Origin of the sequence: Pseudomonas sp. S10E 269 (assembly GCF_002798465.1) — a bacterium.
Classification (GTDB): domain Bacteria; phylum Pseudomonadota; class Gammaproteobacteria; order Pseudomonadales; family Pseudomonadaceae; genus Aquipseudomonas; species Aquipseudomonas pergaminensis.
On the sequence record NZ_PHIJ01000001.1, the window covers coordinates 2,392,052 to 2,413,844 of the forward strand.

Here is a 21,793-nt window from a genome sequence, read left to right on the forward strand (position 1 = left end):
GATGGCAAAGCCTGACTAGGCTTTGCCATGACTCACATTCAATCAGAGGGAAATGCCATGGGTATCATCGGAACCATCTTCATCGGCTTGATCGTCGGTCTGCTCGCGCGTTTCCTCAAGCCTGGCGACGACAGCATGGGCTGGATCATGACCATCCTGCTGGGTATCGCAGGTTCCCTGGTCGCCACCTACGGTGGTCAGGCCCTGGGCATCTACCAGGCAGGCCAGGGCGCCGGCTTCCTTGGCGCGCTGATCGGCGCCATCGTGCTGCTGGTGATCTACGGTCTGCTGCGAAAAAAATGATTTAGCGTCACGGCCCTCTGCGCTGCGCAGGCGCAGAGGGCTAGAATGCCGACACTGTTAACCTTGTCGAGCCTCTCCATGCGCCGTCTTCTGTTTACCCTCCTGCTACTGGGCTCTGGCCTTGTCCACGCCGGCGAACTGCCGGAAACCGACTGGCTCGACCTGATGCCGCTGTCGGATCAAAAAGCCCTCGAAGCCATGCCCGAGATCGACCACAACTCTCCCGAAGCCCAAGGCACGTTCACCGACAAAGGTGGCCTGAAACAGAGCAAAGGCTTGCCGGCGGTGATGTATTCCACCAAGACCGTGGCCGCCATGAATGGCAAGAACATCCGTATCGGCGGTTATCCCGTGCCACTGGAAACCGACGCCAAGGGGCGCAGCACGCTGTTTTTCCTGGTGCCGTACCCAGGCGCCTGCATCCACGTGCCGCCACCGCCGCCTAACCAGTTGGTGCTGGTGCGTTATCCCAAGGGGCTGAAGCTGGATGATATCTACACGCCGCTGTGGGTCACCGGCACCCTCAAGGTCGAGAAGGTCAACAACGACTTGGCCGATGCTGCCTATGCCCTGGATGCCGGGAAAGTGCGGGTGGTCAAAGAGTCGGATCTTTAACCGGTTGTCGCCCCATGTACCCATGCGGATGACGAGCGCGTCGATTCATTCTGGCAACGCTGGGTAAAATATCCTCCTGGCCTGTGGCCAATCCATTTCTGCGCGGTAAAGGTCCAAGCGCGAGCTTTCGCGAGCAGCACGGGCTTGAGCGCCCGCCCCCTGCGATTGCTGCGCCGGTGTTCTAAGCTGGCATTTGGCGGGGACGGTGTGCGCGGCCTGTTCAAAGTGCATGTGAGCATAGGCCCACGGTTTGCCTTTGACCTTAATCTCGAACTCGTCCAGGAAGTTTGGGACTTTTGTCACTTTTTGGCTGCCAGGCGTTTGGATTTCGCGGGTACCTGCAGCTCGGTTCTGAGTTTTGCGGATATCCAGAACACCCCGCTGGCCGTGCAAAAACTCGAGAGCATTGGCATTGGGGGCTTGCTTGGAAATCAGATCCACGCGCAAGAGTTTCGCCATAAGATTGAAACGGGCTGCGTGCTCCCTGAAGTGGGCCACTTGCGCCAGCAGACCTTGTTTGGTTGCCTCATCGGTGATGTCAATGCAGGCTGCCTGAAGGTCATCGGCTCCCTGATTGAGCTTGGTCGCGCCGGACCTGATCAGGGCTTCGGCACCCGCTGGTTCGGCTGACCCTTTGGTTCTGAAAAAAACGATGAGGTCATCATGCTCCTCAATCAGGTTTTGCATTTTCCTGGCAGCACCTTCCAGCTGCAGGGTAATAGTCGCCTGGCTGGAAGAGGCTAACCCACTCGGTTCTTCGATTTGGATGGTCGATCTGATCCAGAGATTGTCTTCGCCGACCCTGATATAGGCGAAGATGCGTTTGCCATAGGGGTCGAGGACGTCTGCGACATCGTTATACCCGGCTCTGGGCTTGGCGAATACGCTGACAGGGGTGCGGGGCTGATGGCCGGCGATCATTATTGATACTTGATCTTTCGGCACAGGGTTTAGGTGCGGCTCTAGCAGGGGGGCGGAGGGCAGTGGTTTCGCTGTGCCAAATGGTGCGGAGGGCGCGCGTGAGGGCCCGGCTTTATTCACTGGGAGCTTTTCCAGGGTATCCAGCATGTGTTCCAAGTCTTCGTCCAGTAACGACTTAAACACCGTGGTCTGTTCGATTATGGTGTTAACGGCCTTGCGTTTATTGGCAAAATAAACGGTGAACATTTCAGAATTTGCGTCTTGTTGACTTATGCGGCCGGTCTGCTCCAGCCGTTGAATGTGGTTTTGCTGAGCCTGCAAGTAGCCTTCCAGCCTATCAACGACTGCCGCATAGCGCGGGCTGAGGTTGTCAGCCGTTTCAATGGTACTGAGCAGTCGTGCCCTGCCGAGGTCAGGTGTGGAAACGAAATTTTTCGGTTCGAATATGGGTAAGGCGTTGTTCTTCGTGTGTAGCGTGAACAGTTCTTGAGTGGCATCCCAGTGCAACAGAGATCTATCAAGCAGCTGGTTTGTCGTTTCGAATACGGTCGATTTGGCCGCCTCTTCCAGCCGGGCTGTAGCGATATCCATCTTATCGCGCGCTTTCTGGTAGTAGGCGGCTTTTTCAGCATTCGCTTTTTTAATCCTGTCTATCCTTTTCATCCCGGCATACCCACTCTCGTCGACCGGCAGCCAACTCCCGTCCTTATTGACGACGCGGTAGGTTGGGCGAGTTTTATTGTGCGGGTGAACAATATGGAACTCAGCGTCACCTGTGAGGCTGTAGCGAGTGTTGACGACGTACCATTGGCCGCGTGCGCGAACATAGCTCTGCTGATTTTTTCCATCATAGACACCGTTGGCCCGACGGCTCAATTCCGCAGTTTGTTCATACGAGAGGGGCGCGATGTAGTCGTCAAGATCCGGAATTCGTTGCAGGCCCTCTGCCCCCATTGGAATGTACCGGGGGCCGAACACGGTATTGGTCAGTGGGTCGATCAGACGATACTCGGGCAACAGGTCGGTGCCGACACTGCGTAGGGGAACACGGTCCACGCCGGCCACGGTGAACAGGCTGTCCTGCGGTTCAAGGGGTTTCCAGACTCGCGGGTCTACCGACTGTAGCGTTCGGCCAGTGGATGCGATCGTTGGTTTGCCCAGCGCTTTTCTGAACAACGCCAGGCCTGCATCTACCTGACGCCCAACTGCAGCGCTGAGCCGCAACACACCTAAGCCTGCGAGTTTGAGCAGAGCTGGCACCGCTTCCAGCGGGTTTAGCTCTCTGATGGCGCCCAGTAAAAACGTTTTGGTGAGGGTTGCGAATTTCGGTAGCGCCGCCTGAAAACTGATTCTTCCGGCTTGTGTAATCAAGCGTGCCGAACCGCCGACGTATTTACCAATGGGAGCTGCGAAGGAGATCAAGTCGGTGAACAATGACAACGCCCCTCTCTCCACGCGTTGCGGATCGCCCGAGGCGATGTCCTCGACGCCGCCCCAGAAGGGCACCAGCATCTTGGTGTAGTAGAGAAAGTCGTCGACGGTTTGTTGCGCGGTTTCAAGCACGTCAACGTTACGCTTGGCGGTCAATTTGAGCTGAGATTCGTCAGTGTGAAATAGATCATTGGCAACGATGGCTGCCAGTGCTCGACTGCGCACTGAAGACAATGATTGTGCTTCCCTCATAGTTTCCGAAGGGGCGGGTGCGGTGGCGGGTAACACCTGGCCGATTTGCTCGGCGATCACCAGGCTGGACACACCGTCTCGAGGACGACGGCCATGTTGGTAGGCTTCCCAGTCGAACGGCATGGAGGTCGCGCGCCGAAAGGTTCCTTTGCTCGAACGGCTTGAGCCGCCTGTTGTTTCCACGACAACATTGCCATTGATCGTCAGCGTTTTAATCTTCGGGCGTGCGCGGATGATTGCCGCCCGAGGGAACACCTCATAATAAGTGGTACGGTGAGTGGTGCCGTGCTTCATTTGGGCCCGGATGATGAAGCCGTGGCGGCCTCTGGCGGCAGCGATGTTCTGCGCGTTTTCTTGCCCAACCTGCAGGCCACGAATCTCTTGGCGCAGGGCATACAACGTTACCTCGCCGTTTTCGATCGCGGTGCGATCTAGCAATGGCAGGTTGGGCAGCAAGGCCCTGATCAAGGTTTGATAGGCTGCTTTGACACCGCTCAGGTAATCTCTAAACCCCACTTCGAAAGCGTCATCCGAGGTGAAGCTCCAGCGGCCAGGTGGTGCTTGAGAAATCGTTTCGGTTGCCTGAATCATTTCCTGTTCGTGTTGCTCCAAGGCTTCTACAGCCAATTGGATTTGTTCAGGAGTGAAATCAGTTTTTGCCGACGTTAATACGCCATTGGCTTGGGCCCATTCCAGCGTTGGCCCCAATCTCGCTATCGAGATGACCATTTTTTGCTCGGGCGTCGCATCCCGGCTTGCTGTCGCGAGTAACTCGAGCAATTGTTGGAAGGTCATGTGCTGCGCAGCGTCGGGTGCAATGGCTTGCGCAAGCATCACGCCAGCCTTGAAATTCACCCAGGCGATGGAGCTGGCGTAACGCAAATCGTCGGGAATGCCTCTCATCCAGATTTCTGCAGCAGAACCCCGTTGCAGCAGGCGCAGGGCCAGATGTACACCGCCGGGCGTGAGTTTGTGGTTGCGGATCAGGGACCGCTCAATTTGCTCACGAATATAGTCATAGCTGTGGCCCCAGTGGCGTGGCGTTGCTATTTCTTCTCCGGCGACGGTCACTCGCGCGGGGGCTGCAGGGCGTTCAAAATGCAGCCAAAGTGCCCGCCAGACCAAGTCGCGCAGCACTTTTACCGGTGGTGTTTCATCTTGGGCTGTATACCAGTCCAGTGCCTTTACCAGTTGTTTTCCCAGCTCAAGGCATTGCGGGGTATTGAGCAACTGTTCGAGTACCACCGTTGGTGTCTTCAGTGCCTGTGCTTCGCGTTGTGGCGTCAGGAACGCTTCGATCAGTTGTTTGAATATCAGTTTTTCACCTGTCGTTTGACGATGAATAAGCAGCTGTTGCAGGCTGGCATCTCCTTGCTCGTCAATGAGTTCATCAAACGGCAGCCTGTCGTCATCCATCTCTAGCGATAGCGTGGCGGCGCGCTCCTGCAGTCGCTCAATCACCAGTTGGAGCGGGCTATCGGTGGCGATGTGGACACCGTAGAACTTGAGTGCAAGATCAAACTGGACAGTACCGTCCTCTCGAATACCATCACCAATGTCGCGCCGCGCCGCTATCAGAGTGTGAACATCATTTCTCCAGTACGTGGGCACTTCGCTCAGGGGCAGCAGCTTGCCCTGAATGGTAAAGCGAGTCAGCGGCGAATCCACAATAGCTGGCTGGTTACTGATGAGCTTTGCGAGTAGGGTCCAGGCGCCCAAACCGGCCTCGGTCTTGCTCGGCCATGTGCTCAGCCAGGTTGTAAAGTCGGTGTCATTCTTGAGCTTCTGTAAGACGGTCACGGCCTGCGCGCAGGCTTTGTACAGCGGAGATTGGCGATGAGGTGTAAAGAACTGATGTGCCAATGGCTGCGGTGCAGTCTGTGCCTGGAGGCTTTTCAACTGTGCGATCAAGCCAGTGAAATCAATTGATCGGTCGGTTTGTTGCTGTATCAGCCGTTGCTGAGCGGCGCGCGTCGCCTCCCTGCGTTGTGCGCTGAGGGCTAAGAGTGGGCGGGCGTGTCGTTCGATCGCCTCGCTGAAATCCAGCAACGGTACAAGGTTCGCCGACTGGTTGATCCGTTCAGCTACGCTGCCCTGGGCGCTGCGGCTGACGGACCAGTGATGTTCGATATCCTGGCGTTGCTTGGTGATGAGCAGGCTGATCTGATGCTCGAAAAAATCCTCGACGGCAGTGACAGGAAGCAGGTTGACGCTCCCATCCTGGCTGGCTCTTTGCGTCAGGCTTTCGAATGCCGAATGTTGACGATGAGCAACGCTGATCAGCAGTTGCTGACGCCCATGCACGTTTTTAAGCCGCTCCCTTAGATGCGTTTTCAGCGCCGTCGGGCTGGAAAATTCAGCCAGGCGTTGGCCTGGCAGGTAGAGCACCGTAGGGTTGACGGTTGAGTGTTCGACCGGTGGCCATGTGCTGATGGCGAATGCCCCGACCAGCGGAATGCCGTCGGTCTGCGTTGTATCTTGCAAGCTGAGGTGAAAGATATTTAGAGTTTCGGGCGAGGTGGCTGTATTCAGTTGCCGTACCAGTGCAACGCTTGCGGGCTCAAGTGAGGCTGTTTCGAATCTCAATGATGCCTCGTACTGAATCAGCCGCGCGACGGTTTTAGCGATGAAGCTTTGATTGGTTTGCTCGGTTGCGCTGTGAGTGGCGTTCCAGTATCGGTTGAGGCTATTCAGATAATAGTCAGGTTCCAGCAAGGTATTTATCAGGGTTCTGATGGTTAGCTGGCTTGTGTCGTCGAGCCGAGTGAATGTGCTGTTTTTATAGATATAGAAGTCATGACGCGGGCTGTAATAATCCGGAGTTCGACATTGATGCAAGGCGTCATTTACTAGGGTTATCAATGCCCTGTCGTGCTCAGTGGGCGGGTCAGTCAAGGTGTCTTCTGGGGATTTCAGGTAGATGTGTTGGGTTGAGTAACGATCAAACAATCCGTTGATCTCTTCCAATACCTGCTTGTTTGCGCAAAAGGTCAGTGAGGGCTGAGCGTTAAGTGTCGCGATAAGTGTGTTATTGCACGTGGCCATGAGTTCGGCCACGTCGGCGGGGGGCTGTTGCAGTACTTCCTGGGGAGAGGGGGCCATCGTGTTGCCTCTGCTATAAGATGCGGTTTTCGCACTTTAGCGAGGCTGTTCTGGCATACGGACCTACATAGTAATGTCATCGTACCCCGTGTCCCGGACGTCAGCCGTGACGTTTACGAGGGTTTGGCAGTGATGCTTACCTGCAGTGTGTGCCTTTCACTTGGCGCCAACACCACCACATCGTCGAGTACATTCGCCGTTTCGATGCACAACATGCCTGTCCACCCATCATCGGCCATGTCATCAAACGCCTTGGCGCGTTCGGTCCATGGGTTCCAGATCACTGTCGATTTCGAACCCTCGGCAGTGAGCTGAATGCAACGGTGCCAGTCTTTGTCGACAATATTCAGCTGGGACGGCGTATCGAGGTAGATGCGATCAGTCTCGGCGGTGAAGTGCAGCAGGCCGGATTGTGTCTTTTCGGTCCAGCCATCGGCGGTGTCGATATAGGCATGCCCGTCCAGTCCTTCGACCTGCACATTGCGCACATCGCTTACAGCGAAGTAGGTGTGCAGCGCCTGGCTGAGGGTGACGGTGTCGGTGCCACGGTTGTGGCTGGTCAGGCGGATATGCAGTTGCTCATCCAGCAGCAGGCTCAGCGTCAGGTCAACGTGATGGGGCCAGCCAGGAAAGCCGCCTGCCGGCACCGGCAGTACCAGGTCCACGCGTAGCGCTTCACCTTCAAGCTCGGTCGCGGCCAATTCCCACAACGCGGTGCGCACAAAGCCGTGGGCGCCGGCTGGTTGCTCGCTCTGGCGCATCGCCTTCACGCTCTGCGGGTTACGGTCAAACACGCCAAACCACGGCCAGCACACCGGTACGCCGGTACGAATGCCCTTGCCCTGTTTGAACACCGCTTGAGGATTTGGCCAGATCAGCGGCTGCTCGCCGGCGCGCTGGTAACTGAAGATATGCGCGCCCTGTTGGGCCACCATCAGCTCGGCGCCGTTGTGGCGGATGCGCCAGCAATCCAGCTCGTCGATTTTCACGGTTTCAACGTGGGGCGTCGGCATAACAAAGCACTCTTTATGGCAGGCAATGGGGCAATTGACCGTTAAAACCCGGTGAGGTTTAACGTGCGCGCGACGGAACCGAACGCGTGCGACCGCTGCCATCGATGGCGACGAACACGAATACCGCCTCGGTAACCTTGCGCCATTCGCTGGACAGCGGGTCATCGCTCCACACCTCGACCATCATCTGGATCGAGCTACGGCCGATCTCCAGGGCCTGGGTATAGAAGGACAGCTGCGCGCCCACGGCAACCGGCACCAGGAACGCCATGCGATCGATGGCCACGGTGGCCACGCGGCCGCCTGCGACCTTGCTGGCCATTGCGGTGCCGGCCAGGTCCATCTGCGCGACCAGCCAGCCGCCGAAGATGTCGCCAAAACCGTTGGTTTCACGCGGGAGCGCGGTGATTTGCAGGGCGAGATCGCCTTGCGGGATAGGATCTTCTTGTTCGAGTTCGATCATGCCGAGGGCCTCTGACCCGTAACGCTTCATGGGTATTTCAAGTGGATAGCCGTCTTCGAAAAAAACGTTTCAGCACCAACATACACCGCGTGATGCGTTTCTCGTAAGGCGTACTAAAGGGAAACTCTGCCAAATCGGCTGGATGGCACCCAACGACGTTTTGGCACAGCAGCCCCTCAAGACTGCGGTTCTTGCGCTTGCAAGGGCCGAGTATATCGAGACCCTGGCGCCACGACGACCTCTGGGCGCTCATTTGGTCGGCAAATGGCGGCTGTATCGCGGCTTTTTCCGGCAACTGTGCTTCTGCGTGCAGATAAAGAGCAGGAATGTGGAATATTTCATGGGCTGGAACTGTTATCCGCTCGACGCTGTGCTTTTTCTAGCGATTTGCTATCTTGCCAAACCTGCCGCAAGTCCCGCTTGCCGTCCTGATTACTATAAGAGAAGCCTTGCCATGTCCTCCGTGCCCGCAAGCAGTGCGCAACCTTCGCGCCCGCTGACCCGCAACGACTACAAAACCCTGTCGCTGTCTGCCTTGGGCGGGGCGCTGGAGTTTTATGACTTCATCATTTTCGTGTTTTTCGCCACCGTGGTCGGAAAACTGTTCTTCCCCGTGGACATGCCCGAATGGCTGCGCATGATGCAGACCTTTGGCATCTTCGCCGCCGGCTACCTGGCACGTCCCCTGGGCGGCATCATCATGGCGCACTTCGGTGACCTGCTGGGCCGCAAGAAGATGTTCACCCTGAGCATCTTCATGATGGCCGTGCCGACCCTGATCATGGGCCTGCTGCCAACTTACGCGCAGATCGGCCTGTGGGCGCCGGTCCTGCTGCTGCTGATGCGCATTATCCAGGGCGCGGCAATCGGCGGCGAAGTACCCGGCGCCTGGGTGTTTGTCTCCGAGCACGTTCCGCCACGCCATATCGGCTATGCCTGCGGCACCCTCACCAGCGGCCTGACGGCCGGGATCCTGCTGGGCTCGCTGGTGGCCACGGCGATCAACACTATTTATAGCCCGGAGCAGGTCTCGGATTACGCCTGGCGTATCCCGTTCCTGCTCGGCGGCGTGTTCGGCCTGTTGTCGGTGTACCTGCGCCGCTGGCTGCATGAAACACCGATCTTCGCCGAGATGCAGCAACGCAAGACCCTGGCCGCCGAGCTGCCATTGCGTGCGGTACTGCGTGATCACCGGGGTGCCATCGTGCTGTCGATGCTGCTGACCTGGCTGCTGTCGGCCGGTATCGTCGTTGTCATCCTGATGACCCCGACCGTGCTGCAAACGGTCTATCACTTCAGCGCCACCGTTGCGCTGCAGGCCAACAGCCTGGCCATCGTCGCCTTGAGCCTGGGCTGCATAGCCTCGGGTGCCCTGGCGGACCGCTTCGGTGCTGGCCGCGTGCTGATCGTCGGTTGCGCGCTGTTGCTGGCAACCTCCTGGACCCTCTATCACAGCCTCATCGCTCACCCGGACTGGCTGTTCCCGCTGTACACGCTGACCGGTCTGTTTGTAGGCACCATTGGCGTAGTGCCGTACGTCATGGTCAAGGCCTTCCCGCCGGTGGTGCGTTTCAGCGGGTTGTCGTTCTCCTACAACGTGGCCTACGCCATTTTCGGCGGCCTGACGCCGTTGGCGGTGTCGCTGCTGATGAAGGAAAGCCCGATGGGGCCGTCTTACTACGTGGCTGCCCTGTGTGTGATGGGCATGTTGGTGGGCGGGTATCTGTGGAAGCGTTCGCGCTGATTCCTTGACATGCTCGCTCCCGCGCCCTGCGTGGGAGCGATTGCAACTCCTCGCTGCGCCCCTTCACCTTGCCAATAGTGGCCTTTCATCTAACTGTCACATTGCAGACATAGAGTGTTCACACGGCCTCCCGATACTTGGCCCCGATCCAACTATCCCTATCTGCTAGGAGCAAGGCATGAAACTGAAACGTTTGATGGCGGCAATGACTTTTGTCGCTGCTGGCGTTGCGACCGCCAACGCGGTGGCCGCTGGTGTTGATCCGGCAATTCCGGCTTACGTTAAGACCACTGGTGTGTCGGGCAACTTGTCCAGCGTCGGTTCCGATACCCTGGCTAACCTGATGACCTTGTGGGCCGAGGGTTACAAAAAGGAATACCCGAACGTCAACATCCAGATTCAAGCTGCTGGCTCCGCTACCGCACCACCTGCGCTGACTGAAGGCACCTCCAACCTGGGCCCGATGAGCCGCAAGATGAAGGACACCGAACTGGCGGCCTTCGAGCAGAAGTACGGCTACAAGCCCACCGCTATCCCGGTTGCCGTGGATGCCCTGGCCGTGTTCGTGCACAAGGACAACCCGATCCAGCACCTGACCATGGAGCAAGTCGACGCGATCTTCTCCTCGACGCGTCTGTGCGGCGGCAAAGCTGACGTGAAAACCTGGGGCGACCTGGGTGTGACCGGCGACCTGGCCAACAAGCCGGTGCAACTGTTCGGTCGTAACTCGGTATCCGGCACCTACGGCTACTTCAAAGAAGAAGCCCTGTGCAAAGGCGACTACAAGCCAAACGTGAACGAACAACCGGGCTCGGCTTCGGTCGTGCAGTCGATCAGCTCGTCGCTGAACGGCATCGGTTACTCGGGCATTGGCTACAAGACCGCCAGCGTGAAAACCGTGGCCCTGGCCAAGAAAGGCAGCACTGACTTCATCGAAGACACCGAAGAAAACGCCCTGAACGGCAAATACCCGCTGTCGCGTTTCCTTTACGTGTACGTCAACAAAGCCCCGAACAAGCCTCTGGCCCCGCTGGAAGCTGAGTTCGTGAAGCTGGTGCTGTCCAAGCAGGGCCAGGAAGTTGTGGTGAAAGACGGCTACATCCCACTGCCAGCCAAAGTCGCCGCCAAGGCCCTGGCTGACCTGGGTCTGAAAGAAGGCAACTGATTGCCTCTGCGGGGCCGGCCTGCCGGCTCCGCATCCGAATTTTCTAGTCCGCTGCCAGCCTAGCTTCGCGGCGGATTTGTTGCGTCACTGCACTGTCATCTTTCTGTCATACAGGATCGCTAGGGTGTGCGCATGAATGATCTGGCCAATTCCACCATGACGACGACTTCTCCCCCCAAGCGCATTGACTTCAATACGCCTGAGTTGCAACGCAAGCGCCGCATTCGCGCGCTCAAGGATCGCCTGACCCGTTGGTACGTGCTGGTCGGCGGCCTCGCCGTCCTCGGCGCGATCACCCTGATTTTCTTCTTCCTGGCTTACGTCGTCGCGCCGCTGTTCCAAGGTGCCTCATTGACCAAGGAAGACGCCCTGACCCCGGCCTGGATCCAGGACGCCGGCAAGCCGCTGATGATCTCCCTCGAAGAACAAAACCAAGTTGCCATGCGGGTTTCCGACAAGGGCCAGGCGCTGTTCTTCAATGTGGAAACCGGCGCTGAACTCAAGCGTGTCGACCTGCCACTGCCCGCCGGCACCAGTGTTGCGTCTATCGGTGAAGACCAGCCCGGTAGCCCGCTGGTGATCCTCGGCCTGTCGAATGGCCAGTCCCTGGTATTCCGCCACACCTATAAGGTGTCCTACCCGGATGGCAAGAAAACCATTACCCCCGCGATCGAATACCCCTACGGTGAAACGCCGATCGTGTTGGATGACGCCGGCCGCCCGCTGGAGCATGTGGCCCTCAATGCCACGGACTCGTCCTTGGTGATTGCAGGCTCCGCTGGTTCGCACTTGAACGTGCTGTCCCTGAGCCGCGAAGAAAACATGATGACCGGCGAAGTCACCAGCGAGCAGAAGCGCATCGAGTTGCCGCAGATGACTGAGCCTGTGAAGGCGATCTTCATCGACCCGCGCCAGCAATGGCTGTATGTGATCAACGGCCGTGCCCTCGCCGATGTGTTCAGCCTGCGCGACAAGAGCCTCAATGGTCGCTACAAATTGCTGGAAGACGGCAATGCTGAAGTCACCGCCAGCACGCAACTGGTGGGCGGCATCTCGCTGATCATTGGTAACTCCAAGGGCGGCCTGGCCCAGTGGTTCATGGCCCGCGACCCGGATGGCGAGCAGCGCTTCAAGCAGATCCGTACCTTCCAGATGGGCGCTGCGCCTATCGTAGAAATCTCCGCCGAAGAGCGCCGCAAAGGCTTCACGGCCCTAGACGCTTCCGGCAAATTCGGCGTGTTCCACAGCACCGCGCACCGCACACTGCTGGTGGACCCGGTGGTCGATGGCCAAGGCATGTACGGCATGTCGCCACGCGCCAACCGCGTGATCGTCGAAGCTGGCGGCAAGCTGCAACCGTTGCTGCTCGACAACCCGCACCCGGAAGTGTCCTGGAGTGCACTGTGGAGCAAGGTCTGGTACGAAAACTACGACGAGCCCAAGTACGTCTGGCAATCGACCGCTGCCAACACCGATTTCGAACCCAAGATGAGCCTGGCCCCGCTGACCTTCGGCACCTTGAAGGCGGCGTTCTACGCCATGCTGCTGGCTGCGCCACTGGCTGTTGCGGCAGCGATCTACACCGCCTACTTCATGGCCCCGAGCCTGCGCCGCAAGGTCAAGCCGGTGATCGAATTGATGGAAGCGATGCCGACGGTGATCCTCGGTTTCTTCGCCGGCCTGTTCCTGGCGCCGTATGTGGAAGGGCATCTGCCGGGCATTTTCAGTCTGCTGATGCTGCTGCCGATTGGCATTCTGGTGGCCGGTTTCGTCTTCAGTCGCCTGCCTGAATCCTTGCGCCTGCGGGTTCCCGATGGCTGGGAAAGCGCGATCCTGATCCCGGTGATCCTGTTCGTGGGCTGGCTCTCGCTGTACATGAGCCCGTACCTGGAAACCTGGTTCTTCGGCGGCGACATGCGCATGTGGATCTCTCACGACCTGGGCATCACCTACGACCAGCGCAACGCTCTGGTAGTGGGTTTGGCCATGGGCTTCGCAGTGATCCCGAACATCTATTCCATCGCCGAAGATGCCGTGTTCAGCGTGCCACGCGGCCTGACCCTGGGCTCGCTGGCCCTGGGTGCCACGCCGTGGCAGACCATGACCCGCGTGGTGATCCTCACCGCCAGCCCGGGCATCTTCTCGGCGCTGATGATTGGCATGGGCCGTGCTGTCGGCGAGACCATGATCGTGTTGATGGCCACCGGTAACACCCCGGTGATGGAGATGAACCTGTTCGAAGGCCTGCGAACGCTCGCGGCCAACGTTGCGGTGGAAATGCCGGAGTCGGAAGTGGGCGGCAGTCACTACCGCGTGCTGTTCCTCTCGGCGCTGGTGCTGCTGTTGTTCACCTTCATCATGAACACCCTCGCCGAGCTGATCCGTCAGCGTCTGCGCAAGAAATACTCGTCGCTTTAAGAAAGGTAGAAGTCTGTGAAACAGAACTCCCTGAATGGATGGTTCAAGAGCGGCGCCCCTGGCGTCTGGATCAGCGGTGGCGCGGTGTCCATTGCGGTCATCATGACCATTGGTTTGCTGGCCGTGATTGCAGTGCGTGGCCTGGGTCACTTCTGGCCGGCCGACCTGATCCAGGCCAACTACAACGTGCCGGGCCAGGCAAACCATGTCGTCATCGGCGAAGTGGTGCAGAAGGAAGAAGTCCCCCGCGAGCGCCTGAAAAGCGCTGGCCTGCCGGTGCCGGACCAAGGCCCGGAGTTCATGACCCGCGAGCTGATCAAGGTCGGTAACCGCGACCTGAACGGCAATGACTTCACCTGGATCGTCGGCGAGTGGCTCAAGGACCAGACCACGCCGGCGAACCTGATGACCATCGAGCGCCGTGAGTGGGGTAATTTCTACGGCACCCTGGTCAACGTTAAACAGGACGGTAAAGTCATCGCCGAAGGCGAGGCCGCATGGCCGGAGCTGCAGGCCCGTGTGGATCGCGTCAACAAGCTGGCTGCTCAACTCAAAACCCTGGAAAAATCCGATATCGGCGCCATCAACGCCGGGCTGGAGCGCATCCGCCTGCACGGTCGCAAGCTGGAGCTGGAAGGCAAGCTTGACGCTGCCGCCCAGGCCGACATGGACGCCGACCGCGCCGAGCTGAATGCCCGCTACCAGGACATCGAGGCACGCCTGGCCGACCTGCATGCCCAATTCAACCGCGACGCCCTGACCGCCCGCGACGGCAACGGCAAGGAAGTCGAAATCGGCATCGGCAAAGTGGTGCACGCCTACCAGCCGAATGCCATGGGCACGATCACCAAGGTCGGCTTCTATTTCAGCAAGGTCTGGGAATTCCTCAGCGATGACCCACGGGAAGCCAACACCGAGGGCGGGATTTTCCCGGCTATCTTCGGCACCGTGATGATGACCCTGATCATGGCGATGATCGTGACCCCGTTCGGCGTGTTGGCGGCGGTGTACCTGCGTGAATACGCCAAGCAGAACACCCTGACGCGGATTATCCGCATCGCCGTGAACAACCTGGCGGGCGTACCGGCCATCGTCTACGGCGTGTTCGGCCTGGGCTTCTTCGTGTATGTATTGGGTGGCTCGGTAGACCGTCTGTTCTTCGCTGAGGCCCTGCCGGCTCCGACCTTCGGTACCCCGGGTTTGCTCTGGGCCTCGCTGACCCTGGCGCTGCTGGCGGTGCCGGTGGTGATTGTGGCCACCGAAGAAGGCCTGGCGCGGATTCCTCGCACCGTCCGTGAAGGCTCCCTGGCACTGGGCGCGACCAAGGCGGAAACGCTGTGGAAGATCGTGCTGCCGATGGCCAGCCCGGCGATGATGACCGGCATGATCCTCGCCGTGGCCCGCGCCGCCGGTGAAGTGGCGCCGCTGATGCTGGTCGGCGTGGTGAAACTGGCGCCGTCGCTGCCGTTGGACGGCAACTACCCGTACCTGCACCTGGACCAGAAGATCATGCACCTGGGCTTCCATATCTATGACGTCGGCTTCCAGAGCCCCAACGTCGAAGCCGCCCGGCCGCTGGTGTACGCCACCGCGTTGCTGCTGGTGCTGGTGATCGCCACGCTTAACTTGTCGGCAGTGTGGATCCGTAACCACCTGCGCGAAAAATACAAAGCGCTAGACAGCTAAGCGGGCCGGACACGGTCAATGTGGGAGCTGGCTTGTCTGCGATGCAGGCGACTCGGTTTAGCAGGTACACCGCGGTGATGCCATCGCAGGCAAGCCAGCTCCCACAGGGGTCAGCGCCAGACACAGATTTTTGAGTAAACCGCCCCGGCGGTTCAACGAAACGAATTGGTAGCACAGGGAGCATCCCATGCAACAAGACACCCACACCCACGGCATCAACATGTCTGCCCTGGGTCGCGACAAGCAGAGCCTGAGCCTGGCCCAGGAAACCGTGGCCATCGAAGTGCCGGGCCTGAGCCTGTACTACGGTGAAAAACAGGCGCTGTTTGACGTCAGCATGAACATCCCCAAGCAGCGCGTGACCGCCTTCATCGGCCCGTCGGGCTGCGGCAAGTCCACGCTGCTGCGTACCTTCAACCGCATGAACGACCTGGTGGACGGTTGCCGAGTGGAGGGCGCGATCAACCTCTACGGCACCAACATCTACCGCAAGGGCGAAGACGTGGCCGAGCTGCGTCGTCGCGTGGGCATGGTGTTCCAGAAGCCCAACCCGTTCCCCAAGACCATTTACGAAAACGTGGTCTACGGCCTGCGCATCCAGGGCATCAACAAGAAGCGCATCCTTGACGAAGCCGTTGAGTGGGCCCTCAAGGGCGCGGCGCTGTGGGACGAAGTGAAAGACCGCCTGCACGACTCGGCCCTCGGCCTGTCCGGCGGCCAGCAGCAGCGTCTGGTGATCGCGCGGACCATCGCCGTGGAGCCGGAAGTGTTGCTGCTCGACGAACCTTGCTCGGCTCTCGACCCGATCTCGACGCTGAAAGTCGAAGAGCTGATCTACGAGCTCAAGTCCAAGTTCACCATCGTTATCGTGACCCACAACATGCAACAGGCGGCTCGGGTTTCCGACTACACCGCGTTCATGTATATGGGCAAGCTGGTGGAATTCGGCGACACCGATACCCTGTTCACCAATCCGGCGAAGAAGCAGACCGAAGACTACATCACTGGTCGCTACGGCTAGTTGGGGCAGCTGCAAGCCGCCTGTTTCAAGCGGTAAGTAAAAGCAGTTCAACGGAACGACACACATCAGCTTGCAGCTTGTAGCTTGCGGCTTACAGCTTTTGCGGAGCAAACGCATGATTAGCAAAGAAGGCCTTACCCATCACATCTCCGCGCAGTTCAACGCCGAGCTTGAGGAAGTGCGCAGCCACCTCCTGGCGATGGGCGGGCTGGTGGAGAAGCAAGTCAACGATGCGGTCACCGCGCTGATCGAGGCCGACTCGGGCCTGGCCCAGCAAGTGCGTGAGATCGACGACCAGATCAACCAGATGGAACGCAACATCGACGAAGAATGCCTGCGCATCCTCGCTCGTCGCCAGCCGGCGGCGTCCGACCTGCGGTTGATCATCAGCATCTCCAAGTCGGTGATCGATCTGGAGCGCATCGGCGATGAAGCCACCAAGATCGCCCGTCGTGCCATCCAGCTGTGCGAAGAAGGCGAAGCGCCGCGTGGTTACGTGGAAGTGCGCCATATCGGTGACCAAGTGCGCAACATGGTGCGCGATGCACTCGACGCCTTTGCGCGCTTCGACGCCGAGTTGGCGTTGTCGGTGGCCCAGTACGACAAGATCATCGACCGCGAATACAAGACCGCGCTGCGTGAGCTGGCGACTTACATGATGGAAGACCCGCGCTCTATCTCGCGGGTCTTGAGCATTATCTGGGTGCTGCGTTCCCTGGAGCGTATCGGCGACCACGCGCGCAATATCTCGGAACTGGTGATTTACCTGGTGCGCGGGACCGACGTACGGCACATGGGCCTCAAGCGCATGAAGGCCGAAGTTGAAGGTTCGGCCGATCTAATCCCTAATGTTCCGGGCGAATCTGACGATAAGTAAGATTGCCCGAGAAATAAACGCCCGGCCTTTGGTCGGGCGTTTTTGTTTGTGGCCGCTGAATTTTTTGCGGATCGGATGAAAAAAGTCCGAACGTGACTACAGGGTTTTGGCAAAATGCCATCAGTCAGGCGTCTTGCGTGCCGAAGTTTTTATAGGATGAAGGGTCGATGAGTAAAGTCAGTGTATTGGTGGTGGATGACGCCTCGTTTATCCGCGACCTGGTGAAGAAGTGCCTGCGCAACTACTTCCCCGGGATCAAGCTTGAAGACGCGGTGAACGGCAAAAAGGCCCAGGCCATCCTGATGCGCGAGACCTTCGACCTGGTGCTGTGCGACTGGGAAATGCCGGAGATGTCTGGCCTTGAACTGTTGACCTGGTGCCGTGAGCAACCTCACCTCAAAGCCATGCCGTTCGTGATGGTCACCAGCCGTGGCGACAAGGAAAACGTGGTCCAGGCCATCCAGGCCGGTGTTTCCGGCTACGTCAGCAAGCCGTTCACCAACGAGCAGCTGCTGAACAAGGTCAAGCAGGCCCTGCACAAGATCGGCCGTCTCGACGCCCTGGTCGCCAGCGCGCCGACCAAAATGAACTCGGCTTTCGGCAACGATTCCTTGAGCGCCCTGACCGGCGGCAAACCCGAAGTGGCGCGTGCGGCTCCTGTTGCGGCGGCTGCTCCTGCGCCTAACAAAGGTTTGCTCAACAGCCCTCCGGTGCAGGCCCCGGTAGCGGCTGCGCCGGCTGGCGGTCGTGGCCAGGGCCAATTGCGTCTGTCCAGTGGCACCCAGCAATGCGTGATCAAGGCGCTGAGCATCAAGGAAGCGCTGCTGGTAGTACGTCGCAGCGAAGTCCTGCCCCAGGTACTGGAAAGCGCTGTGCTCGACCTGGAACAAGGCGACAACGCCGAAGTGGCCCGTCTCAACGGCTACTTGCACGCTATCGTCGCCTTCGAACCCAAGCCTGACAGCGATTGGCTGCAACTGACCTTCCGGTTCATCGACCAGGACGCGCAGAAGCTCGATTACATCTCCCGTCTGATCGCACGGGGTACGGCGCAGAAGCATTTTGTGCCGGGTGCGTGATCCTGAGGGGCACCGTACAACTGTGGGAGGGGGCTTGCCCCCGATGGCGGCGGTTCAGCTAAGCAGCCGGTGGCTGACATCCCGCAATCGGGGGCAAGCCCCCTCCCACATTGGGATCTCCAGTGTGGCGCATAGAGTTGTCATGATTCCTTGGTAACCTGCCGGTCAGTCATCCCGGCAGTTTCACGCTATGCTCATGCGCTTACTACTGTGCTGCGGGCTGGCAGCGGTCGTCACTTCGACCCAGGCCATGACCCTCTACAAATCGGTCGATGCCAATGGCCTGGTGTTTATCAGCGACCGTTATACGCCGGGTGCTCTGGCGTTCGTGATCCAGGAGCGCAAGGTTGAGCGACCGATGCTTGTCGTGCCCAAGCCCAATCGTCCACAACAAGCCTACCGCTATCCCTTGCCCTGGCGTGGCGGCCCATTTCGCCTGACCCAAGGTCCCAACGGCACTTTCAGCCATACCGATAGTAAGAGCCGCTACGCCATGGATATCGCCATGCCCGAAGGCACGCCAATCATCGCGGCGCGTAGCGGGGTGGTGGTGAAAACCGAGAACGGGCAGACCGGGCGTGGCCGTGATGCGTCGGGGAATTTCGTGAGGGTGCGCCACGATGACGGCACCGAGGGCGTGTACCTGCACCTCAAGCAAGGCTCGGTCAGTGTCAGGGTTGGGCAGCGTGTGGCGGTAGGAAACCCGCTGGGGTTGTCGGGCAATACCGGCAACAGCAGCGGGCCGCATCTGCATTTTGTGGTGCAGCGCGCCACCGAGGCGGGGCTGGTGTCGATCCCGTATGAGTTCAACCAGCCGGTCGGCGCATTGCCCAATTTTGCATTGGGCAATTGACGATCAATCCAGCAACAGCACCTTGGCCAGTACGATCTTCGGCCCTTTCATCTTCTTGATGATGATGCGCAAGCCTTCGACCTCCAGCACTTCTTCCTCTTCCGGCACGCGCTTGAGGGTGTCGTAGATCAGACCGGCCAGGGTTTCGGCTTCGATGTGGTCCAGGTCGACACCCAGCAGGCGCTCGACCTTGAACAGCGGCGTGTCGCCACGCACCAGCAGCTTGCCCGGCTGGTAGGCCAGGATGCCGCGCTCGGCCTTGCGGTGTTCGTCCTGGATATCGCCCACCAGCACTTCCAGCACGTCTTCCATGGTGAGGTAGCCGATGATCTTGCCGTCGGCTTCTTCCACCAGGGCGAAGTGCGCGCCGCCTTTGCGGAACTGTTCCAGCAGTTGCGACAGCGGCATGTGCCGCGACACACGCTCCAGCGGGCGGGTCAGCTCGGCCAGGTTGAACGACTCGGGAATGTGGTCCAGGGCCGCCAGTTCCAGCAGCAGGTCCTTGATGTGCAGCAGGCCCACGAATTCGTTGCGCACCGCGTCATATACCGGGTAGCGGCTGAATTTGTGGCGGCGGAACAGCGCGAGGATTTCCTTGAGCGGGGCGTTGAAGTCCAGGGTGACCAGGTCTTCTCGGGAGTTGGCCCAGTCCACCACTTCCAGCTCGCCCATTTCCACGGCGGAGGCCAGCACGCGCATGCCTTGGTCGCTCGGGTCCTGGCCACGGCTGGAGTGCAGGATCAGCTTGAGTTCTTCACGGCTGTAATGGTGTTCGTGGTGCGGGCCGGGCTCGCCTTGGCCGGCGATGCGCAGGATGGCGTTGGCGCTGGCGTTGAGCAGGTAGATCGCCGGGTACATGGCCCAGTAGAACAGGTACAGCGGCACCGCCGTCCACAACGACAGCAGTTCGGGTTTGCGAATCGCCCAGGACTTGGGCGCCAGCTCACCGACCACAATGTGCAGGTAGGAAATCACGAAGAAGGCGGCAAAGAACGACACGCCCTTGATCACTTCCGGCGACTCGACGCCCACGGCGCCCAGCAGCGGCTCAAGGATGTGCGCGAAGGCCGGCTCACCGACCCAGCCCAAGCCCAGGGAGGCGAGGGTGATGCCCAGCTGGCAGGCCGACAGGTAGGCGTCGAGCTGGCTGTGCACGGTGCGCAGGATCTGCCCGCGCCAGCCGTTCTTGTGGGCGATGGCCTCGACCCGGGTGGCGCGCAGTTTGACCATGGCAAATTCGGCCGCAACGAAGAAACCGTTGAGCAGTACCAGGATCAGTGCAAAAAGAATCATGCCGAAGTCGGCGAAGAGTGTAGCGAGGGTGATACCAGGGGAAGGGTCCATGATGGGGTTTTGCAGGTTCCGTGTGTTCAATAAGGGGTGGCAGGCGGGCCTGGAAGGCAGGCGCAAGTCGGCCAATGTAGCGGCTGACGGGGCGCTTGCCTAGTGCCCACTGCCGGGCGGGCCGTCAGGTGTCCTGATCAATTGCCTTCGATCGTGTCATCTGTGCTGGCGGAAAATGGCAGGTAAACGTGCTGCCATGGCCCAACACGCTGCTGATCTCCAGGCGTGCGCGGTGACGCAGCAGCACGTGCTTGACGATCGCCAGGCCAAGCCCGGTGCCGCCAGTGTTGGAGTTGCGGCTGGAGTCGACGCGGTAGAAGCGCTCGGTCAGGCGCGGCAAGTGCTTGGCGTCGATGCCGATGCCGGAGTCCTGCACGCTCAGGTGCGCGCCCTGTTCGTCGGCCCACCAGCGGATGCGGATGTTGCCTTTATCCTGGGTGTACTTCACGGCGTTGAACACCAGGTTGGAAAACGCGCTGCGCAACTCGCCTTCGCTGCCTTTGAGCAGCACGGCGGGGTCGGCTTCCAGGGTGATCTGCTGGCCGCGTTGGCCGGACAGGGCCTGGGCGTCGTTCTTGATGGTCTGCAGCAGGCTCTGCACGGCGACAGGATGGTTATCCGACGGGTAATCGGTCGCCTCCAACTTGGCCAGCAACAGCAGGTCGTTGAGCAGTGTCTGCATGCGTGAACCTTGCTGCTGCATCTGTTGCAGGGCACGGCTCCAGCGCGGGTTGATCTCGTCGACGTTGTCCAGCAGCGTCTCCAGGTAGCCGCAGATCACCGTCAGCGGTGTGCGCAACTCGTGTGAGACGTTGGCGACGAAGTCTTTGCGCATCTGTTCCAGCTGGTGGATGCGGGTGACGTCACGCACCAGCATCAGGTGCTCGTTGTTGCCATAGCGCGTCAGGTACAGCTGGATGCGCACGCGGTCATTGGTGGGCGAGGGGATTTCCAGGGCTTCTTCGTAGTTCTCCTGTTCGAAGTACTCCTTGAAGCGCGGGTGGCGCACCAGGTTGGTCACCGGCTGGCCGCTGTCCTGGGGCGTCTTGAGGCCCAGCAAGGTCTCGGCGGCGCGGTTCCACCATTCCAGGTTGCCGTCGCTGTCGAGCATGATCACCGCGTCTTTCAACGCGGCGGTGGACTCCTGCACCCGGTCGATCACGGCTTGCAGGCGCCCGCGCACCCGTTGGTCGCGGCGCTGCAAGTGATAGATGCTGTCGAACACTTCGCCCCACAGGCCGTAGCCATCGGGCGGTGCTTCGTCGGGTTTGTGCTGGCGCAGCCATTCATGCAGGCGCAGCAGTTGCTTGAGGGTCCAGCCCAGGTACAAGGCGATGCCGGCTGCCAGGCTCCAGCCGTAGTAACCGCTGACCAGACCCACCAACAGGCAGCCGGTGATCAGCAAAAGCATGTGGCGGATCAGGGTGCCATGCCAGTTTTGGTTCACGATCGGTCCTTCGGACAGTGAAAAGTTTCAAGCTGCAAGCTTCAAGTCAGAGCAGATCA

General features: G+C 59.6%; 15 protein-coding genes. 10 read left to right on the top strand and 5 right to left on the bottom strand.

Annotated features, from left to right (window positions below):
• Nucleotides 1–57: 57 nt before the first annotated feature.
• Together CWC48_RS11020 and CWC48_RS11025 are read left to right on the top strand one after the other, a co-directional pair.
• On the top strand, nucleotides 58–303 hold the full coding sequence (locus CWC48_RS11020) for a GlsB/YeaQ/YmgE family stress response membrane protein (RefSeq protein WP_015886585.1): 246 nt from the start codon (nucleotides 58–60) through the stop codon (nucleotides 301–303).
• Nucleotides 304–381: 78 nt separating this feature from the next.
• A complete protein-coding gene (locus tag CWC48_RS11025; RefSeq protein ID WP_078050776.1) occupies nucleotides 382–918 on the top strand; it encodes a DUF3299 domain-containing protein in 537 nt (178 codons plus the stop codon).
• A 45-nt stretch (nucleotides 919–963) separates the two neighbouring features.
• On the opposite strand, the gene CWC48_RS11030 is transcribed toward CWC48_RS11025, so the two are convergent.
• The 3 genes from CWC48_RS11030 to CWC48_RS11040 form a co-directional block, all read right to left on the bottom strand.
• Nucleotides 964–6,624: a hypothetical protein gene (locus CWC48_RS11030; RefSeq protein WP_100491868.1), complete on the bottom strand. Its 5,661-nt coding sequence runs from the start codon at nucleotides 6,622–6,624 to the stop codon at nucleotides 964–966.
• A gap of 113 nt (nucleotides 6,625–6,737) precedes the next feature.
• A complete protein-coding gene (locus tag CWC48_RS11035; protein ID WP_078050774.1) occupies nucleotides 6,738–7,637 on the bottom strand; it encodes a D-hexose-6-phosphate mutarotase in 900 nt (299 codons plus the stop codon).
• Nucleotides 7,638–7,695: 58 nt separating this feature from the next.
• Nucleotides 7,696–8,100, bottom strand: a complete 405-nt coding sequence (locus tag CWC48_RS11040; RefSeq protein ID WP_003176975.1) for an acyl-CoA thioesterase — start codon at nucleotides 8,098–8,100, stop codon at nucleotides 7,696–7,698.
• A gap of 454 nt (nucleotides 8,101–8,554) precedes the next feature.
• Here CWC48_RS11040 and CWC48_RS11045 point away from each other — a divergent pair, with 454 nt between their 5' ends.
• From CWC48_RS11045 to CWC48_RS11080, 8 genes are all read left to right on the top strand, one after another.
• Entirely contained in the window at nucleotides 8,555–9,844 is a 1,290-nt protein-coding gene (locus tag CWC48_RS11045) for an MFS transporter (protein WP_025856394.1), read from the top strand.
• A 178-nt stretch (nucleotides 9,845–10,022) separates the two neighbouring features.
• Complete coding sequence (locus CWC48_RS11050) at nucleotides 10,023–11,009, top strand: phosphate ABC transporter substrate-binding protein PstS (RefSeq protein ID WP_032884460.1); 987 nt, start codon at nucleotides 10,023–10,025, stop codon at nucleotides 11,007–11,009.
• A gap of 384 nt (nucleotides 11,010–11,393) precedes the next feature.
• On the top strand, nucleotides 11,394–13,427 hold the full coding sequence (locus CWC48_RS11055; protein ID WP_177409535.1) for an ABC transporter permease subunit: 2,034 nt from the start codon (nucleotides 11,394–11,396) through the stop codon (nucleotides 13,425–13,427).
• A gap of 15 nt (nucleotides 13,428–13,442) precedes the next feature.
• Nucleotides 13,443–15,113 (top strand): phosphate ABC transporter permease PstA, encoded by a 1,671-nt coding sequence (gene pstA, locus CWC48_RS11060; protein ID WP_078050771.1) that lies wholly within the window; start codon nucleotides 13,443–13,445, stop codon nucleotides 15,111–15,113.
• A gap of 187 nt (nucleotides 15,114–15,300) precedes the next feature.
• Entirely contained in the window at nucleotides 15,301–16,134 is an 834-nt protein-coding gene (gene pstB, locus CWC48_RS11065; RefSeq protein WP_078050770.1) for a phosphate ABC transporter ATP-binding protein PstB, read from the top strand.
• A gap of 115 nt (nucleotides 16,135–16,249) precedes the next feature.
• Entirely contained in the window at nucleotides 16,250–17,011 is a 762-nt protein-coding gene (phoU, locus tag CWC48_RS11070; RefSeq protein ID WP_010207581.1) for a phosphate signaling complex protein PhoU, read from the top strand.
• A gap of 167 nt (nucleotides 17,012–17,178) precedes the next feature.
• Nucleotides 17,179–18,090, top strand: coding sequence for a response regulator (locus CWC48_RS11075; protein ID WP_078050769.1), 912 nt, complete (start codon nucleotides 17,179–17,181; stop codon nucleotides 18,088–18,090).
• A 190-nt stretch (nucleotides 18,091–18,280) separates the two neighbouring features.
• On the top strand, nucleotides 18,281–18,943 hold the full coding sequence (locus CWC48_RS11080) for a M23 family metallopeptidase (RefSeq protein WP_100491869.1): 663 nt from the start codon (nucleotides 18,281–18,283) through the stop codon (nucleotides 18,941–18,943).
• Between the two features lie 3 nt (nucleotides 18,944–18,946).
• Here CWC48_RS11080 and CWC48_RS11085 read toward each other — a convergent pair whose 3' ends face one another.
• The gene (locus tag CWC48_RS11085) at nucleotides 18,947–20,287 is read right to left on the bottom strand and encodes a hemolysin family protein (protein WP_010207573.1); all 1,341 of its coding nucleotides are present in this window, start codon (nucleotides 20,285–20,287) and stop codon (nucleotides 18,947–18,949) included.
• Nucleotides 20,288–20,411: 124 nt separating this feature from the next.
• A complete protein-coding gene (gene phoR, locus CWC48_RS11090) occupies nucleotides 20,412–21,698 on the bottom strand; it encodes a phosphate regulon sensor histidine kinase PhoR (protein ID WP_218170090.1) in 1,287 nt (428 codons plus the stop codon).
• Between the last annotated feature and the right edge of the window lie 95 nt (nucleotides 21,699–21,793).

Excerpts from the sequence above, each read along its gene's own strand:
- CWC48_RS11045 (WP_025856394.1), top strand. The coding sequence starts at position 8,555 with ATGTCCTCCGTGCCCGCAAGCAGTGCGCAACCTTCGCGCCCGCTGACC.
- CWC48_RS11040 (WP_003176975.1), bottom strand. The coding sequence starts at position 8,100 with ATGATCGAACTCGAACAAGAAGATCCTATCCCGCAAGGCGATCTCGCC.
- pstB (WP_078050770.1), top strand. The coding sequence starts at position 15,301 with ATGCAACAAGACACCCACACCCACGGCATCAACATGTCTGCCCTGGGT.
- CWC48_RS11035 (WP_078050774.1), bottom strand. The coding sequence starts at position 7,637 with ATGCCGACGCCCCACGTTGAAACCGTGAAAATCGACGAGCTGGATTGC.
- CWC48_RS11020 (WP_015886585.1), top strand. The coding sequence starts at position 58 with ATGGGTATCATCGGAACCATCTTCATCGGCTTGATCGTCGGTCTGCTC.
- phoR (WP_218170090.1), bottom strand. The coding sequence starts at position 21,698 with ATGCTTTTGCTGATCACCGGCTGCCTGTTGGTGGGTCTGGTCAGCGGT.
- phoU (WP_010207581.1), top strand. The coding sequence starts at position 16,250 with ATGATTAGCAAAGAAGGCCTTACCCATCACATCTCCGCGCAGTTCAAC.
- CWC48_RS11085 (WP_010207573.1), bottom strand. The coding sequence starts at position 20,287 with ATGGACCCTTCCCCTGGTATCACCCTCGCTACACTCTTCGCCGACTTC.
- CWC48_RS11025 (WP_078050776.1), top strand. The coding sequence starts at position 382 with ATGCGCCGTCTTCTGTTTACCCTCCTGCTACTGGGCTCTGGCCTTGTC.
- CWC48_RS11050 (WP_032884460.1), top strand. The coding sequence starts at position 10,023 with ATGAAACTGAAACGTTTGATGGCGGCAATGACTTTTGTCGCTGCTGGC.
- CWC48_RS11075 (WP_078050769.1), top strand. The coding sequence starts at position 17,179 with ATGAGTAAAGTCAGTGTATTGGTGGTGGATGACGCCTCGTTTATCCGC.
- CWC48_RS11080 (WP_100491869.1), top strand. The coding sequence starts at position 18,281 with ATGCTCATGCGCTTACTACTGTGCTGCGGGCTGGCAGCGGTCGTCACT.
- CWC48_RS11030 (WP_100491868.1), bottom strand. The coding sequence starts at position 6,624 with ATGGCCCCCTCTCCCCAGGAAGTACTGCAACAGCCCCCCGCCGACGTG.